At 37.5% G+C, this 15,758-nt stretch carries 20 protein-coding genes and 1 pseudogene; 2 read left to right on the top strand and 19 right to left on the bottom strand.

Going from position 1 to position 15,758, the window contains the following annotated elements:
- Nucleotides 1–500: 500 nt before the first annotated feature.
- Nucleotides 501–1,273: pseudogene (locus BM088_RS28140) on the top strand (transposase).
- A 237-nt stretch (nucleotides 1,274–1,510) separates the two neighbouring features.
- Here BM088_RS28140 and rplQ read toward each other — a convergent pair.
- From rplQ to BM088_RS21840, 19 genes are all read right to left on the bottom strand, one after another.
- A complete protein-coding gene (gene rplQ, locus BM088_RS21930) occupies nucleotides 1,511–1,912 on the bottom strand; it encodes a 50S ribosomal protein L17 (RefSeq protein ID WP_091989877.1) in 402 nt (133 codons plus the stop codon).
- A 39-nt stretch (nucleotides 1,913–1,951) separates the two neighbouring features.
- Nucleotides 1,952–2,938 carry a DNA-directed RNA polymerase subunit alpha gene (locus tag BM088_RS21925; RefSeq protein WP_091989873.1) on the bottom strand — a complete coding sequence of 329 codons (987 nt, stop codon included), beginning with the start codon at nucleotides 2,936–2,938 and terminating at the stop codon, nucleotides 1,952–1,954.
- A 25-nt stretch (nucleotides 2,939–2,963) separates the two neighbouring features.
- Entirely contained in the window at nucleotides 2,964–3,584 is a 621-nt protein-coding gene (rpsD, locus tag BM088_RS21920; protein WP_091989870.1) for a 30S ribosomal protein S4, read from the bottom strand.
- Between the two features lie 21 nt (nucleotides 3,585–3,605).
- Entirely contained in the window at nucleotides 3,606–3,992 is a 387-nt protein-coding gene (gene rpsK / locus BM088_RS21915; RefSeq protein WP_059364684.1) for a 30S ribosomal protein S11, read from the bottom strand.
- A 12-nt stretch (nucleotides 3,993–4,004) separates the two neighbouring features.
- Nucleotides 4,005–4,361, bottom strand: a complete 357-nt coding sequence (gene rpsM / locus BM088_RS21910) for a 30S ribosomal protein S13 (protein ID WP_091989867.1) — start codon at nucleotides 4,359–4,361, stop codon at nucleotides 4,005–4,007.
- 128 nt (nucleotides 4,362–4,489) lie between these two features.
- Nucleotides 4,490–4,603 (bottom strand): 50S ribosomal protein L36, encoded by a 114-nt coding sequence (gene rpmJ, locus BM088_RS21905; protein ID WP_059364690.1) that lies wholly within the window; start codon nucleotides 4,601–4,603, stop codon nucleotides 4,490–4,492.
- Between the two features lie 29 nt (nucleotides 4,604–4,632).
- Nucleotides 4,633–5,961 (bottom strand): preprotein translocase subunit SecY, encoded by a 1,329-nt coding sequence (gene secY / locus BM088_RS21900; RefSeq protein WP_091989864.1) that lies wholly within the window; start codon nucleotides 5,959–5,961, stop codon nucleotides 4,633–4,635.
- A gap of 15 nt (nucleotides 5,962–5,976) precedes the next feature.
- Nucleotides 5,977–6,411, bottom strand: coding sequence for a 50S ribosomal protein L15 (gene rplO, locus BM088_RS21895; protein WP_091989861.1), 435 nt, complete (start codon nucleotides 6,409–6,411; stop codon nucleotides 5,977–5,979).
- A 3-nt stretch (nucleotides 6,412–6,414) separates the two neighbouring features.
- Nucleotides 6,415–6,597, bottom strand: a complete 183-nt coding sequence (gene rpmD / locus BM088_RS21890; protein WP_016710201.1) for a 50S ribosomal protein L30 — start codon at nucleotides 6,595–6,597, stop codon at nucleotides 6,415–6,417.
- A gap of 4 nt (nucleotides 6,598–6,601) precedes the next feature.
- A complete protein-coding gene (rpsE, locus tag BM088_RS21885; protein WP_042153477.1) occupies nucleotides 6,602–7,102 on the bottom strand; it encodes a 30S ribosomal protein S5 in 501 nt (166 codons plus the stop codon).
- 9 nt (nucleotides 7,103–7,111) lie between these two features.
- A complete protein-coding gene (gene rplR / locus BM088_RS21880) occupies nucleotides 7,112–7,462 on the bottom strand; it encodes a 50S ribosomal protein L18 (protein ID WP_091989859.1) in 351 nt (116 codons plus the stop codon).
- A 9-nt stretch (nucleotides 7,463–7,471) separates the two neighbouring features.
- Nucleotides 7,472–8,005: a 50S ribosomal protein L6 gene (gene rplF, locus BM088_RS21875; protein WP_091989857.1), complete on the bottom strand. Its 534-nt coding sequence runs from the start codon at nucleotides 8,003–8,005 to the stop codon at nucleotides 7,472–7,474.
- Nucleotides 8,006–8,017: 12 nt separating this feature from the next.
- Nucleotides 8,018–8,410 (bottom strand): 30S ribosomal protein S8, encoded by a 393-nt coding sequence (gene rpsH / locus BM088_RS21870; RefSeq protein WP_091989854.1) that lies wholly within the window; start codon nucleotides 8,408–8,410, stop codon nucleotides 8,018–8,020.
- 21 nt (nucleotides 8,411–8,431) lie between these two features.
- Nucleotides 8,432–8,737: a 30S ribosomal protein S14 gene (gene rpsN / locus BM088_RS21865; RefSeq protein WP_091989851.1), complete on the bottom strand. Its 306-nt coding sequence runs from the start codon at nucleotides 8,735–8,737 to the stop codon at nucleotides 8,432–8,434.
- A 10-nt stretch (nucleotides 8,738–8,747) separates the two neighbouring features.
- Nucleotides 8,748–9,287, bottom strand: coding sequence for a 50S ribosomal protein L5 (gene rplE, locus BM088_RS21860; protein WP_091989849.1), 540 nt, complete (start codon nucleotides 9,285–9,287; stop codon nucleotides 8,748–8,750).
- Nucleotides 9,288–9,307: 20 nt separating this feature from the next.
- Complete coding sequence (gene rplX / locus BM088_RS21855) at nucleotides 9,308–9,622, bottom strand: 50S ribosomal protein L24 (protein WP_042153457.1); 315 nt, start codon at nucleotides 9,620–9,622, stop codon at nucleotides 9,308–9,310.
- A gap of 9 nt (nucleotides 9,623–9,631) precedes the next feature.
- Nucleotides 9,632–10,000, bottom strand: a complete 369-nt coding sequence (gene rplN / locus BM088_RS21850) for a 50S ribosomal protein L14 (RefSeq protein WP_042153454.1) — start codon at nucleotides 9,998–10,000, stop codon at nucleotides 9,632–9,634.
- A gap of 254 nt (nucleotides 10,001–10,254) precedes the next feature.
- A complete protein-coding gene (locus tag BM088_RS21845; RefSeq protein ID WP_091989846.1) occupies nucleotides 10,255–12,198 on the bottom strand; it encodes an AsmA family protein in 1,944 nt (647 codons plus the stop codon).
- 211 nt (nucleotides 12,199–12,409) lie between these two features.
- Nucleotides 12,410–13,855, bottom strand: coding sequence for an aminotransferase-like domain-containing protein (locus BM088_RS21840; RefSeq protein WP_091989845.1), 1,446 nt, complete (start codon nucleotides 13,853–13,855; stop codon nucleotides 12,410–12,412).
- Nucleotides 13,856–14,207: 352 nt separating this feature from the next.
- Between BM088_RS21840 and BM088_RS21835 the strand changes: the two genes are divergently transcribed.
- Nucleotides 14,208–15,374, top strand: a complete 1,167-nt coding sequence (locus BM088_RS21835) for a hypothetical protein (RefSeq protein WP_091989842.1) — start codon at nucleotides 14,208–14,210, stop codon at nucleotides 15,372–15,374.
- The last annotated feature ends 384 nt before the right edge of the window (nucleotides 15,375–15,758 follow it).

Raw genomic sequence — 15,758 nt, 5'->3', positions numbered from 1 at the left:
AACCGAAGTTAAGAAGGTAACTTAGAACTCAATCTGCAAGAGTGCCCACACAGATGATTACTTATTGTTAAAGAACGTTTCAAGCGAAGTAAACGTTGCCGTTAATTGCTTGGGGTGCGAATAATACACCTTAAAAACCTTGAGTCAACACTTAATTTTAATTTTCTTTAGAAGAAGTTTCTTTCTAAAGAATCGTTAAGTTTTACTTGCCTCGCCAACCTAGCTAACTTGCTACACCCCTTTAAGAATGTTGCTTGCCGTCTGTGTCGGTGGAGGCGCAGTATAGAGAGATTTGGATTGAGCGCAAGTGTTTTTTTAAGAAAAGTTAAAAAAAACGCGCGTTCGATTATATAACAAACAAAAAACTTGATTTTGCCATTGAACGACATCATTAGCACACTAAAAGAATACTTAACCTGAGCTGCGCATAAGAGTTGAACTAAATGCCCAAGTTGCGATTAGATCGTTTGACTAGAACTTATAATAGCAAGGACTTGGGAATGATTAATTTAGACCTTACCTTCACTGATGTCGAAGACTTCTATCTTAAATTTGAACCTCAGTGGCAAAGCACCTTATCGAAATTGGAAAAAAAAATAATTAAACCTTCTAGGCTTACAGCTAGTGAGATAATGACTATTGTTATTGCTTTTCATCGCTCAGATTACCGTGATTTTATAACCTATTATATCAATCATGTATGCCAATGTTGGCAAAAAGAATTTACACAGTTGGTTAGTTAAACGAGGATGCTGAAACTATTACAATAAGTTCTCATACCTCTTTGTAGCTATATGACCCATCGACAAGCAAGACCGACAGGAATCGGTTTTGTTGATGCAACTAAAATACAAGTTTGCCATCAACTACGTATTCCTAGACAAATGGCAGTGCTGAGCGAGGAAAAGAAACTATGAGTTTGTTTTATGGATTTAAACTGCACCTAATTATTAATGATGAAGGTGGGATTTTAGCTGTAAAATAACAGATGGATGGGGGTTCACTATATGGAGATAAAGGCTACTTATCTAAAAAAATAAGAAGCCGAACATGCTGAAAAGAATATAAGTTTCGTTCCTGGAATTAGAAAAACATGAAAGCCAAGACTATGAAAGTACCGGATAAATTAATCCATAGAAAACGTTTTATTATTAATAACTGTGTTTGACCAATTAAAAAATATATCTCAGATAGAGCATTCGAGACATCGTAGTGCATAAGCTTTATGGTTAACTTAATCGCAAGAATAGTTGCATATACTTTTAAAGAATAACAGGCAAGATAAGAGCTTCTAATGTAGTTCTGAGGTGACTTAGCTTTCCTTATAATGACTATGTTTTCTCTTCTATCAGTCAAGATTGATGCTTATCAAAAAGCTTCAAGACGATTTAATCCAAACTCCCTTAAATATAATTTTACAAAGTTAGTTATCCAAACATAAAAAAACCGAGCACCTTTCGGTAACTCGGTTTTTATACCTCAGATAATCTATAAATAGATTATTGAAGGTTTACTCAGCTGACTGTACTTCTTCTTGAACTTCTTCGCTCGCCGCTGGACGATCGATTAATTCAATGTAAGCCATTGGTGCTTTATCACCTGTACGGAAGCCACACTTAAGAATACGAGTGTAACCACCAGGACGGTTTTCATAACGAGGACCAAGCTCATTAAATAAAATACCAACTACTTCTTTATCACGAGTACGTGCAAACGCTAAACGACGATTTGCAACACTGTCAGTCTTAGCAAGTGTGATTAAAGGCTCAATTACACGACGCAGTTCTTTTGCTTTAGGCAAAGTTGTTTTGATGATTTCGTGCTTCACCAATGAACTTGCCATATTGCTGAACATCGCTTTACGATGACTGCTATTACGGTTTAATTGACGACCACTCTTACGATGGCGCATGACCTATCCTTCTAACGAAACTTTATTCAGTGATTTGAGTTATTCAGCTAGACTTGCAGGCGGCCAATTTTCTAAGCGCATGCCTAGAGAAAGTCCACGAGAAGCTAACACGTCTTTTATTTCAGTTAGAGACTTCTTACCTAAATTAGGCGTTTTAAGAAGCTCAACTTCAGTACGTTGTACCAAATCACCAATATATTGAATTTGCTCGGCTTTCAAACAGTTTGCAGAACGCACTGTTAGCTCAAGATCATCAACAGGACGAAGCAGAATAGGATCAAATTCTGGCTTCTCTTCTTTTTCTTCTGGCTCAGTTACATCACGTAAATCTACGAATGCATCTAATTGTTCAGCCAAAATAGTAGAAGCACGGCGAATCGCTTCTTCAGGATCCAATGTACCGTTAGTTTCCATATCGATAATTAACTTGTCTAAATCTGTACGCTGTTCTACACGTGCTGATTCAACCGAGTACGCAATACGCTCAACTGGGCTAAATGATGCATCAAGCAACAATCTACCAATTGGACGTTCATCGTCTTCAGAGGATAAACGGCTTGCCGCTGGTACATAACCACGACCACGTTCAACATGAATTCTCATGCTGATTTCACTGCTATCTGTCGTTAAATGACAAATAACATGATCTGGGTTAGCGATTTCTACAGTACCGTCGTGCTGAATATCTGCCGCAGTTACAGGACCTTTTCCTGATTTAGTCAACGTCAAAAACACATCATCTTTTTCTTCTAAAGAAACCGCAAGGCCTTTTAGATTTAATAAGATTTCGATGATATCTTCTTGAACGCCTTCTTTTGCACTGTATTCGTGCAATACGCCATCAATTTCAACTTCCGTTACTGCACATCCAGGCATGGATGATAACAATATACGACGTAAAGCATTACCAAGTGTATGACCAAAGCCACGTTCTAATGGCTCTAATACCACTTTAGAACGCGTTGGATTGATTGCTTCTATAGCAACCAGTTTTGGCTTTAGAAATTCGGTTACAGAACCCTGCATTTTTATCCTCTCTTAACTCTTAACTTTACTTCGAGTAAAGTTCGACGATTAGCTGTTCATTTATTTCTGCAGACAGATCAGAACGCTCAGGTAGACGTTTGAATACGCCTTCAAGTGCTTTATTGTCTACTTCAACCCAAGTTGGTTTTTCACGCTGTGAAGCCAACTCTAGAGCAGCGATGATACGAGATTGTTTTTTCGACTTCTCACGGATCACAACAGTATCTTCTGCAGTAATACGGAAAGAAGGAATGTTTACAACTCGACCATTAACCATAATCGCTTTGTGTGATACAAGTTGACGAGCTTCAGCGCGTGTACTTGCAAAACCCATGCGATATACAACATTATCAAGACGTTGCTCAAGAAGTTGTAACAAGTTTTCACCTGTATTACCCTTGATACGTGCAGCATCTTTATAGTAGTTACGGAATTGCTTTTCTAATACACCGTACATACGACGTACTTTTTGCTTTTCACGTAATTGTAAACCGTAATCTGACAGACGACCTTTACGAGCGCCATGCTGACCAGGTGCAGTCTCTAATTTACACTTAGAGTCGATAGCTCTAACGCCGCTCTTAAGGAACAGGTCAGTACCTTCACGACGGCTTAGCTTGAGCTTAGGGCCCAAATATCTTGCCATGTTCTTTCTCCTAACCTATTGTTATACGCGACGTTTCTTCGGTGGACGACAACCATTATGTGGAATTGGCGTCACGTCAGTAATGTTTGTAATTCTAAAACCAGCAGCATTTAATGCACGAACAGCAGACTCACGGCCTGGACCTGGACCTTTAATAAATACTTCAAGGTTTTTCAAACCGTATTCTTTTGCGGCATTACCTGCACGCTCAGCAGCAACCTGTGCAGCGAATGGAGTAGATTTACGTGAACCACGGAAACCTGAACCACCTGCAGTTGCCCAAGATAAAGCATTACCTTGACGATCTGAAATAGTTACAATAGTGTTGTTGAAAGAAGCATGAACATGAGCCATACCATCTGCAACTTGTTTTTTTACCTTCTTACGACGAACTGGTGCTTTAGCCATAATCTTATCCCCTTATCGCTTGATAGGCTTACGTGGACCCTTACGAGTACGCGCGTTAGTCTTAGTTCTTTGACCACGAAGTGGTAAAGAGCGACGGTGACGAAGACCACGATAACAACCAAGGTCCATAAGACGTTTGATATTTAAAGTAACTTCACGGCGAAGATCACCTTCAACGGTGTACTTACCAACTTCTTCACGAAGTTGATCAAGTGTTTCTTCATTTAGTTCGCTGATCTTTGTAGATTCAGCTATTCCTGTCGCAGCTAAAATAGCTTTAGCGCGAGTTGTACCAACACCATAAATAGCAGTAATTGCAACTACTGCATGTTTATGATCAGGGACGTTAATGCCAGCAATACGGGCCACTAACACATCTCCTATTTATGGATTTGGTAATCAATTTGTTGAAAAGCCCGTTAGGATACTCAACTAATGACCAAATCATCTAAAAAAACAGACCAAGCCATTTTAGCTCAGTCTGCACGATTTCTTAATTAACCTTGCCTTTGCTTATGCTTAGGCTCTATGCAAATTACACGTACAACACCGGCACGTTTAATAACTTTACAATTACGGCAAATCTTTTTAACGGATGCACGTACTTTCATGAGTCATCTCCGTAGCTATCTAAAAGTGCCTATCGGCCATAACCTTTTAGATTTGCTTTTTTAAGTACAGAGTCATACTGATGAGACATCAGATGTGTTTGTACTTGTGCCATAAAGTCCATGATCACTACTACGATAATCAAAATTGATGTACCGCCAAAGTAGAATGGAGTTTTCCACGCCATTGTCATAAACTCGGGCACCAGACAGATAAAGGTAATATACAGAGCGCCAGCTAATGTCAAGCGCGTCATTACTTTATCAATGTATTTTGATGTCTGCTCACCTGGACGAATACCGGGGATAAAAGCCCCTGATTTCTTCAAGTTATCTGCCGTTTCACGCGGATTAAAAACCAACGCTGTATAGAAAAAGCAGAAGAAAATGATCGCTGCAGCTAATACCATTGCATATAAAGGCTGTCCCGGAGACAACGATAATGAAATAGTTTGAAGCACATCAGCAAGAACACCTTCACCTTGACCGAACCAGCTGGCGATTGTACCAGGGAACAGAATAATACTACTAGCAAAGATTGGTGGAATAACACCTGCCATGTTAACTTTTAACGGTAAATGTGTACTTTGCGCAGCAAAAACCTGACGGCCTTGTTGTCGTTTAGCGTAATTAACAACTATTCGTCGTTGACCACGTTCAAAGAACACTACTATATAAGTAACAGCAAATACGATAACTCCGATCAGCAGTAACATTAAAACATTCAAATCACCTTGGCGCGCCATTTCAACTGTCGAACCAATAGCAGACGGCAGGTTAGCCACAATACCAACAAATATAAGAACTGAGATACCGTTACCAATACCGCGTTCAGTAATTTGTTCGCCCAACCACATCAGGAACATAGTACCTGTTACTAAACTAACAACAGCAGTGAAATAAAATCCAAAACCTGGATTTACAACAAGGCCATTCATCATATTTGGTAAACCAGTAGCAATACCGATCGATTGGAATGTAGCAAGCACAAGCGTAGCATAACGAGTGTACTGACTTATTTTTTTACGCCCTTGTTCACCTTCTTTTTTTAGCTCTATCATCGCAGGATGTATGTGCGTTAATAATTGCATAATAATTGAAGCTGAAATATAAGGCATAATACCTAAAGCAAGTACCGAAGCTCGCTCAAGCGCACCACCACTGAACATGTTAAACATTTCAACAATGGTGCCCTTTTGTTGCTCGAAGAATTCGGCAAGTACAGCGGCGTCAATCCCAGGGATTGGCACAAAGGATCCTAAACGGTAAATAATGATTGCGCCGAGTATAAATAATAACCGACGTTTCAATTCCGATAGTCCGCCTTGCGCACTTGATGTATCTTGACCTGGTTTAGCCATGGAGTACTTTCCTTATTATTCTTCTATCTTGCCTCCGGCAGCTTCAATCGCTTCGCGAGCACCCTTAGATGCTCTAAGACCTTTTACAGTCAATGGGCGTGAAACTTCACCAGATTTAACTATTTTTACGAACAAAACGTTCTTTTTAACCAGACCTGCAGCTTGTAGCGTACTAAGTTCTACGATATCGCCTTCAACTTTAGCAATTTCGAAAAGGTTAACTTCAGCAGATACTAATGATTTGCGAGAAGTAAAACCGAACTTAGGAAGACGACGTTGCATAGGCATTTGACCGCCCTCAAAACCAACGCGTACTTTACCACCTGAGCGAGACTTTTGACCTTTGTGACCACGGCCACCAGTCTTACCAATACCAGAACCGATACCACGGCCTTGGCGTTTTCTGTCTTTATTCGCACCAGCAGCAGGTGAAAGTGTATTCAATAACATGAACTAGCCCTCAACCTTAACCATATAAGAAACTTGATTGATCATACCACGTACACAAGCTGTATCTTCTAGTTCAACAGTGTGATTGATACGACGCAAACCAAGTCCACGCAATGTCGCTTTATGTTTAGGTAAACGACCAATTGAACTTTTAACCTGTGTAACTTTAACAGTTTTATTAGCCATGGTTCTACCCTACAATTTGAGCAACAGTAAGACCACGCTTAGCTGCAATAGACTCTGGAGAATTCATATTCTCTAAAGCTTTTACAGTTGCGCGAACTACGTTGATTGGGTTAGTTGAACCGTAACATTTAGAAAGAACGTTCTGAACGCCCACTACTTCTAAAACTGCACGCATTGCACCACCAGCGATAATACCAGTACCTTCTGAAGCAGGCTTCATGAATACTTGAGAGCCAGAATGACGGCCCTTTATCGCGTGTTGTAATGTATTACCGTTAAGTTCAACATTGATCATGTTACGACGTGCTTTTTCCATTGCTTTTTGAATAGCAGCAGGAACTTCACGTGCTTTACCGTAACCAAAACCTACTTTACCTGCGCCATCACCAACTACAGTTAGTGCTGTGAAGCTAAAGATACGACCACCTTTAACTACTTTAGACACACGGTTTACAGCAACTAGCTTTTCAGCGAATTCTGTTTGTTTTGCTTCTACGTTAGCCATTGTCTACTCCTAGAATTGCAAACCGGCTTCACGCGCGGCATCAGCCAACGCCTTCACACGGCCGTGATATTTAAAGCCACTACGATCAAAGGCAATCTTAGTAATACTTTTGTCAGCTGCACGTTGTGCAACTGCAGTACCAACAGCTTGCGCTGCTGCAGTATTACCAGTACCTTTAACTGCTTCAGCAATTACTTTTTCAACAGTAGAAGCAGCAGCCAAAACAATACCCTCAGCAGTAACTACTTGAGCGTACATGTGCTTTGACGTGCGGTGGATAACAAGACGTGTAACGCCTTGTTCAATATAATTTCTACGTGTGCGTTTAGCACGACGTAAACGAGCTGTTTTCTTATCCATCGTCCTACCTTACTTCTTCTTGGCTTCTTTACGACGCACATTTTCGTCAGCGTAACGAACACCTTTACCTTTATAAGGCTCAGGTTTACGATATGCACGAATGTTAGCTGATACTTGACCTACTAACTGTTTATCTGCGCCTTTAACAAGCAATTCAGTTTGGCTTGGTGCTTCAATCGTAATTCCTTCAGGAATCTCGAAATTCACTGGATGAGAGAAGCCAAGAGTTAAGTTTAATACTTTACCCTTAACTGCTGCACGATAACCAACACCAATTAATTGAAGTTTCTTTTCGTAACCAGTGGTTACACCAACAATCATGTTGTTGATATTAGCACGAGCAGTACCTGCTTGTGCCCAACCATTAGCTACGCCTTCATTAGGCATAGTTGTAATAACATTATCGTTTAAAGCAACATCAACAGCTACGTTGATTGAACGAGATAACTCACCGTTCTTACCTTTAACTTTGATGTCCTGGCCATTTAATGTAACTTCTACACCGGCAGGAACATTTATGGGTGCTTTAGCAACACGTGACATAATATTCTCCGATTAAGCTACAAAGCCAATGATTTCACCACCGATACCAGCACTACGTGCAGTACGGTCAGTCATCAAGCCTTGAGATGTTGATACGATTGCGATGCCTAACCCGCCCATTACCTGAGGTAAATCGCCACGCTTCTTATAGATGCGTAGACCTGGACGACTAACACGCTTAATTGTTTCGATAACAGCTTTGCCTTCGAAGTACTTAAGTTCAACTGTAAGTTCAGCTTTTAATTCGCTGTTTACAGAAAATTCAGTGATGAAACCTTCATCTTTAAGTACTTTAGCTACTGCTACTTTAAGCTTTGAAGTAGGCATCGTTACAGATACTTTCTTCGCAGTTTGACCGTTACGAATACGTGTGAACATATCCGAAATAGGATCTTGCAAGCTCATAGTCTTACTCCCGTGATTCTATTACCAGCTAGCCTTTTTAAGGCCAGGAATTTCACCGCGCATAGCAGCTTCGCGTGTCTTGATACGGCTCATGCCGAACTTGCGAAGGAAACCATGTGGGCGGCCCGTAATGTTACAACGATTACGTTGACGTGAAGGGCTAGAATCACGCGGTAAAGCTTGAAGCTTTAATACTGCATCCCAACGATCTTCATCTGATGTTTCAACACCAGCGATGATTGTTTTTAATGCTGCGCGCTTTTCTGCGAACTTTGCTACTAACTTCGCGCGTTTATCTTCGCGCGCTTTCATAGAATTCTTTGCCATAACCCTACCCTTATTTCTTGAATGGGAAGCCGAAGGCTTCTAACAAGGCGTGACCTTCATCATTATTCGATGCAGAAGTCGTGATAGTGATATCCATACCGCGTACGCGGTCTACTTTATCAAAATCGATTTCTGGGAATATGATTTGCTCACGAACACCCATGCTGTAGTTACCGCGTCCATCAAAAGACTTAGCACTCACACCACGGAAATCACGAATACGTGGAATTGCGATTGTTACCAAACGCTCAAAGAAATCCCACATACGCTCGCCACGTAGAGTTACTTTACAACCAATCGGATAGCCTTCACGAACTTTAAAACCAGCAACAGATTTGCGAGCTTTTGTTGTAAGGACTTTCTGACCAGATATGGCTTCTAGATCTTTAATAGCATGTTCTAGAATTTTCTTATCTGTAAGGGCTTCGCCCACACCCATATTAAGGGTAATTTTCTCTATTCGAGGGACTTGCATAACAGAGCTGAAACCAAACTTCTTTTGAAGTTCTGTTACAACTGTGTCTTTATATAACTCATGCAGTTTCGCCATCGTCTACTCCAACTAACTAATTAAATAGTTTTTCCAGTAGATTTGAAGATACGTAATTTCTTACCGTCTTCAATCTTGAAACCAACACGATCCGCTTTACCAGTTTCCTGGTTGAAGATCGCAACGTTTGATGCGTCTAAAGATGCTTCTTTCTCAACAATACCGCCAGCTTGGTTCAATTGTGGAACCGGCTTTTGGTGTTTCTTGATAAGATTAATACCTTCGACAAATACTCGGCCTGATTCAGTTACAACTGAAAGCACTTTTCCGCGCTTTCCTTTGTCTTTACCGGCTAGTACAACTACTTCGTCATCACGACGGATTTTTGCTGCCATGATAAACTCCTATAGTACTTCTGGTGCTAATGAAACGATTTTCATGAACTTTTCATTACGTAGTTCACGCGTTACTGGGCCAAAGATACGAGTACCAATTGGCTGATTGTTTGCATTAAGCATAACAGCAGCGTTATTATCGAAACGGATAGTAGAACCATCGTTACGACGAACACCTTTTGCTGTACGAACTACAACAGCGTTTAATACATCACCTTTCTTCACTTTACCGCGAGGATTTGCTTCTTTAACAGAAACTTTGATGATGTCGCCAATCATAGCGTAACGACGGTGTGAACCGCCTAATACTTTAATACACTGCACTTTGCGAGCGCCGCTGTTATCAGCAACTTCCAGCTGAGTTTGCATTTGGATCATTTTATATGCTCCTGTGTAATTATTAATCCGCCTTAACTTTATAAAAAATCAAGACATAATGTTTTTACCCTCTTCAGAAATTCTTCATGACACCTCTGAATGGCGCGCAATTGTATCAGTAAATGTTTTTATGCGATAGGTTATTTTTTAATTAATTTAAATTAAATGTACAAAAAGCAATCAGCGGGAGGTTTAGGTATATAGACGTCCTAAGTGAGTATTTAATTCTTAGAACGTCTATTTCAGGCTAAATACTAACCAAATAATTTTTTTAATTTATCCTTTATTGAATTTTTTAATTTATCTTTACTGGCGCTCGATACATCAAGTTTAATTTTCACATTATGAAATTGCCCTTTTACTAGCACTGGTACTTTAAAGCCTGTTGAACTACTTTTAGTCCCTTGACCTTCTATGTTTGAAACTAACCCTGTAGTTACACCATAATCAACTTTAGTTTTTGGTAAATCAACCACGCCTTTACCTTTAATACGAATTAATGGACTGGCTAGTTTAAAGTCTTTATTAGTCCCAACACCATTTTGAAAGTTAAAGATACCACTCAGTTCAGCAAAATCCGTCTTTTGTGATTTATCATACCCTTTATCTAATCCAGCTTTACTAAAATCTCCTTTTAACATGGCTTGAGCCGAACGTACCATGGCAGCAATATTCGCACCTTGTATTGCACCATCGTTAAAACTAAAACCTAGACGACCATTTAAACTTTGAATAAATGCTTTTTGATTGTCACCTTGCATTTTTAGTTGCCAATCAATACTTCCTGCACCACTTAATTTATCAAACTTAACTGCATCATTTAATAATGGGCCAGCCTGAATAGAAGTTAAAGCAAAGTTTGTTTCAATTTTATAAGGCGCTTTTTTAGCATTAATTATTACTTTACCCTTTCCCTTACCTTTATAAGCATTAAAACTATCCATGCTTATATTAGCGACACCTTGATTTAAAATGAACGAAAATGCATTTTCTCCTAAAGTAATATCTTTAAATTTTAATCCTTGTGAATGCACTTTAATATGACTATCGAGTTTTGTTAGAGAGGATAAATCAATTTGTGTTTCATCCCATATAATAGGTTGAGGTTTTTGCTCTTTAGTTTTATTCTCTACTTGCTCAGAAGCTTGTGTAGCTTCAGATAAATATGGATTTAAATTCAACATACCCAAATCAAAATTAGCAGTGATATTTAAACGATTTTCAAGATTAATGTCTGACTCCCCCTTTATATCTAATAAATCTAACTTTGCATTAAGCTTTGTCAAACTCAGTTTTTCATTAGCAAAGTACACTTCCCCTGAAAATGAAAATTCATTAAATGCATTTTCTTTTGCAACTAAAGGCACATTTTGCCACTTGAAGATATTTTTTAATGACCCCCCTTTAAGATTCAATGCACCGCTTATTTCCTTATTGTTTTCTTTAATATCTCCATTAAAGTTCAAAGAAACTAATTTAGATTTCATTTGTGTTTTTACACTAAAGTCATTACCCATAATCACTTGTATCGGTGTTGTGATGTGAGTATCTAATTCAAACTTCTGTGCCATATACACTAATGAACCTTTTATACTCATTGCTTCACGTAATGAAGGTAGATCTATTGTTAGGTTAAAATCATTAACTTCATGCATTACATTAGTGGTTGCATCAATATATTTTAATTTACCCCCATAGATAGCAACTTCACCTAGCTTAATATCAAAACTATCAGGGATACTTACTTGCTCTTGAGTATCTTTGGGAGCTATCAAAACACCTCTATTTTCTGAAGTGTTTCCTACATTTTTCGGTAGGAAGTGCCAGTTAACGTCACCAGTCTTATTTTTTTCAAGTAAAATATTAGGCTCCGTAATCACAAACCTTTCTAACTTCAAATCTCCAGATAATAAAGATAACCAGCCAATATTGACGGTTAATTTTTTCATAGAAATCATATTCGAATGAGAGCCTGATTTCATATTGGCAAAATTAACATCATTTAATTCAAGTCTTAAATTTGGAAATACAGATAAGGCTTTATCCCCTGAAGCCGTCAATACTCTACCAGTTGCCTGCTCTACTTTCTGGCTGACCTCATCAAATACAGTATCAACTGACAAGATAAAAGGTACTACAATCACAATTGCAACTATCAGTACAAAAATTAAAGCTAATATCTTTAGTAAGATTTTCATTTTATTCCTTTTTTATCGTTTTCCACACTATAGCCCAATATGGGAATATATGAGCCTAAGCTTTATATTAGATTAAACTAAAATTTATAGTATTTATTCAACTAAAGTAAGTTATGAATATCGGGATAAATACATTATTGAAAGCGCATAAAACATAGCCACAAAAACATACCCCCCCTATTTTTCCAGTCGAGTTAATTAATAGTAAAAGTTATATCTTCTTAGATTGTAGGAAATCATTAATATGTTTTGCCATATTTGTTATCCCTAACTGCATTTTCTCATCCCAAGGCAAGCCAAATGTCACTCTAAAATAATTATCAAATTGAGCTGACGTTATAAACATACAACCAGGGGCAATCGCTATATTAAATTTAATAAGGTAATGCCACAGCTCTCTACTAGATATGTATTTGGGTAGTTTCAACCAGAGACAAGGACCGCCACTGGGTTTATTAATAATTACCTTTCCACCAAGGTATTCACTTAAAATTATACTTGTTTGTCGACACTGATAAGCAAGCTGAGAGCGCACTTTATCTACAAATTTATTATATTTTGCACTTTGCAGCATCTCTAAAATCATATATTGCAAACTGATACTCGACTCTTCTATATTAACTTGCTTTGCAAATAAGCATTCTTTGTAAGTATTTCTACAAATAATATAACCTAAACTAATAGTTGCTGAGATCGTATCGTAAAAATCTACAATGCTAATTACTTTACAGGTTGAATCCGTCATTAGCAGACTAGTAACTGATGGTGGTCTTTGCCCACTAAAACTTAACTCTCCCCTATCATATTCAATTAAAGCAACTTCATTTTTTTCAGCCCAAGCTATAAGTTGCAGTTTTTCTTGCTTAGATAAAACTCGTCCTGTTGGATCATTAAAATTAGGATTAAACAAATATGCCGAAAACGCCTCAGCTTGGTATGCCTTATCTAATAATTCAAGCTCAACTGAAAAGTCTGATTGCATAGGAACAGCAACTGTTTTGATATCATGCTCTTGTAGCATACTTTGAAAAAAATATGAGCTAGGAGCTTCAATTGCAATACATGACTTCTTAAGCTTTAGAGCTTGTAGTACAACAAAAAAACTATCTTTACGCCCATTTGTAATGAGTATGTCATTGTACTCTACGACTTGACCAGACCTTAAATAATGTTTCGAAATTTCGATTCGTAAAGCAGTTAAACCTTCAACAGGATCTTGCATTAGCATACGGTAAGGTCTACGTTTCAAAGCTTTTCTATGCATCTGATTTAATATAACTTCAGCATCAACAACAGTGCTAGGAGCAGTACAAGATAAAGGTAGTATTTTAGGGTCATTAAACGAAAACTGTACTGCATTAGCTAATGGTAGCTCTGATAACTCTTCTGGAGATAAAAAATAGTTACCATAACTTTGTTTGTTGCTTTCGGTATTTTTAGTATTTTGACTCGCTACAAAATAGCCTTTTTTTTCTATTGAATAAATCCAACCACACTTTTCAAGCTCTCTATATACATGCGTTGCCGTAGACACACCTATTTCACGTTTACTTGCTAACTTTCTAACAGAGTCGAGCTTTTCACCTTCATGCAAAATACCTGAGTTTATAGCCTGAATAATTTCACTGCTGAGTTTTTGATAAATAAAATCACTCATAACTGTATTACTTCCTTACTTTAAAATAAACTCTGTTTTGTAATTTTCAATCAGTTCTATATTTAGCGCAACATCAATTAAAAAAATATTTAAAACTGTTATTTCCTACCTCAGATATCTATTATTCAAATATTAATTATTGTTATTTCCTCAGGGAAAACACAGAGATTTACTCTGTTTTTAAGAGATTAAATAATAAACAAATATTATTTTGTCAAAAAGGCTAAAAAATCACAAAGTCAAGATTGAACAAAATTTAGATCCCTGTATCATGCACGGCCCGCTTAGTTTTAAGGCTTATTTTAAAATTAAGTTGGGCTTTGTTCTAATTCAACTGGAGTCAATCTAAACGATGAGAAAATTATTAACTTTACCCGCTCAAATGTCTCTTTCAGATGCTGAAAATATTACTTATGAAAATGCATTAAAACAAGCAACTGAAATAAGCCTTAATTTGATGGCTGTTAAAGTTGAAAATCACCCAGAAGATTTTAATAGCTGGTGTCATGAGTTGATTGACATTTGTACCAATCGTCTTAACTATGATCTATTAGAGCAGCACCAATTACCATTTGTAAAAAAGCTAAATGACTTACTCGTTTTAGGCGTCAGCATCAATCAATTAAGAATGTTGAAAATTACACCTTGGCCCATCATGGCCTCTTTCATCGAAAAAAATGCAAGTTTACTTGCTTTAGATGAACAGCTCGCCTTATTATCTTATTTAAAAATTACCAAACAGCAATCACTCGCTGAAATGATTGAAGAAGACAGGCTTGCTTTTGCTGGTAAACATACAGCTTCGCACGATCCATCTATATATAAATTTGATGTTGAATGGTTTAGCTCAACCAAAAGTGCTAAAGCTTTTCATCAGCTATTACAAAGCAATCCTGAGTTATTAGATAAAGCGCTTGCTAATATTCCAACTGAAGGTGATGTTTCAGAGCAAGACTACCAAAATTTTGTTGCCGATTATTTAGCTGCTCATTCTGTATTAGATGATGTAAAACCAACTTTAGCGCCAGCAACGCGTTTACTTGCAATGCACCGCCCAGATGTATTTTTACCAATTACAAATACAAAACTAGATGCCTTGTGTGCTGCATTTGAAGTGCCAAAATTAAATAACAAAGATTTTGACCGATATTATAAAGATATTATTCAAGCTATGCATGTTATGCCATGGTACCGCTCTTCATGTCCTCAAACAGAGCAAGAACAGCTACTTTGGTCAGTTCGCGCTTTATTGCCATGTTTGTTTTATTATGCAGACAAATCAACAGCAGCTAACTCAAGTTATATAAAACTGTTAAATAAACCAAAACGCGCAACTAAAACAGGTGCTACCCGTACAAAACGAGGTAAAGAATCTGCTGAAATACTCGTTGATCGCGCTTTAGAAGCAGACGATATTCCAGCACATATCAAAAATAAACGTGATTCTATCATTGCTGAAGTTGTAAAAGGCCGCACTGTTGCCGAAACAATTTCATTAATGCGTATGATTTTTGGTTAAATTACAACTCAACAAGATACAGCATTTTAGATTAAAAATGCTGTATCTTTTAATCTTCTTCTCTACTTTACTGCAAAACATAAATACAAACATATCACATTCAAAATAGTATTCACTGACAGCACCAACACTACCCTATGGTTTTGATTCGAAAAAATCAATTTCGTCATCAATAATAAAATGATTTGAGTAGATATTTAATTATGTTTTAAATATAAATTATGAATATTACTGTTTGAAATAAAGTAGAGTTTATCTTTCATATTATTCAACCTCACGAAAAAAAGTTAAAGGCATACACAGTAAAGATAACAATATTAGTTATTAACTATTACTAAAAAGAATTTTCTTTTCAGCTTAATTAGATTCAAAAGGTTTAAGTAT

Origin of the sequence: Pseudoalteromonas denitrificans DSM 6059 (genome assembly GCF_900112265.1) — a bacterium.
In the GTDB taxonomy this organism is placed as follows: Bacteria; Pseudomonadota; Gammaproteobacteria; order Enterobacterales; family Alteromonadaceae; genus Pseudoalteromonas; species Pseudoalteromonas denitrificans.
The sequence above is the reverse complement of the archived record's forward strand: the minus strand, read 5'-3'. Positions and strand labels throughout refer to the sequence as shown.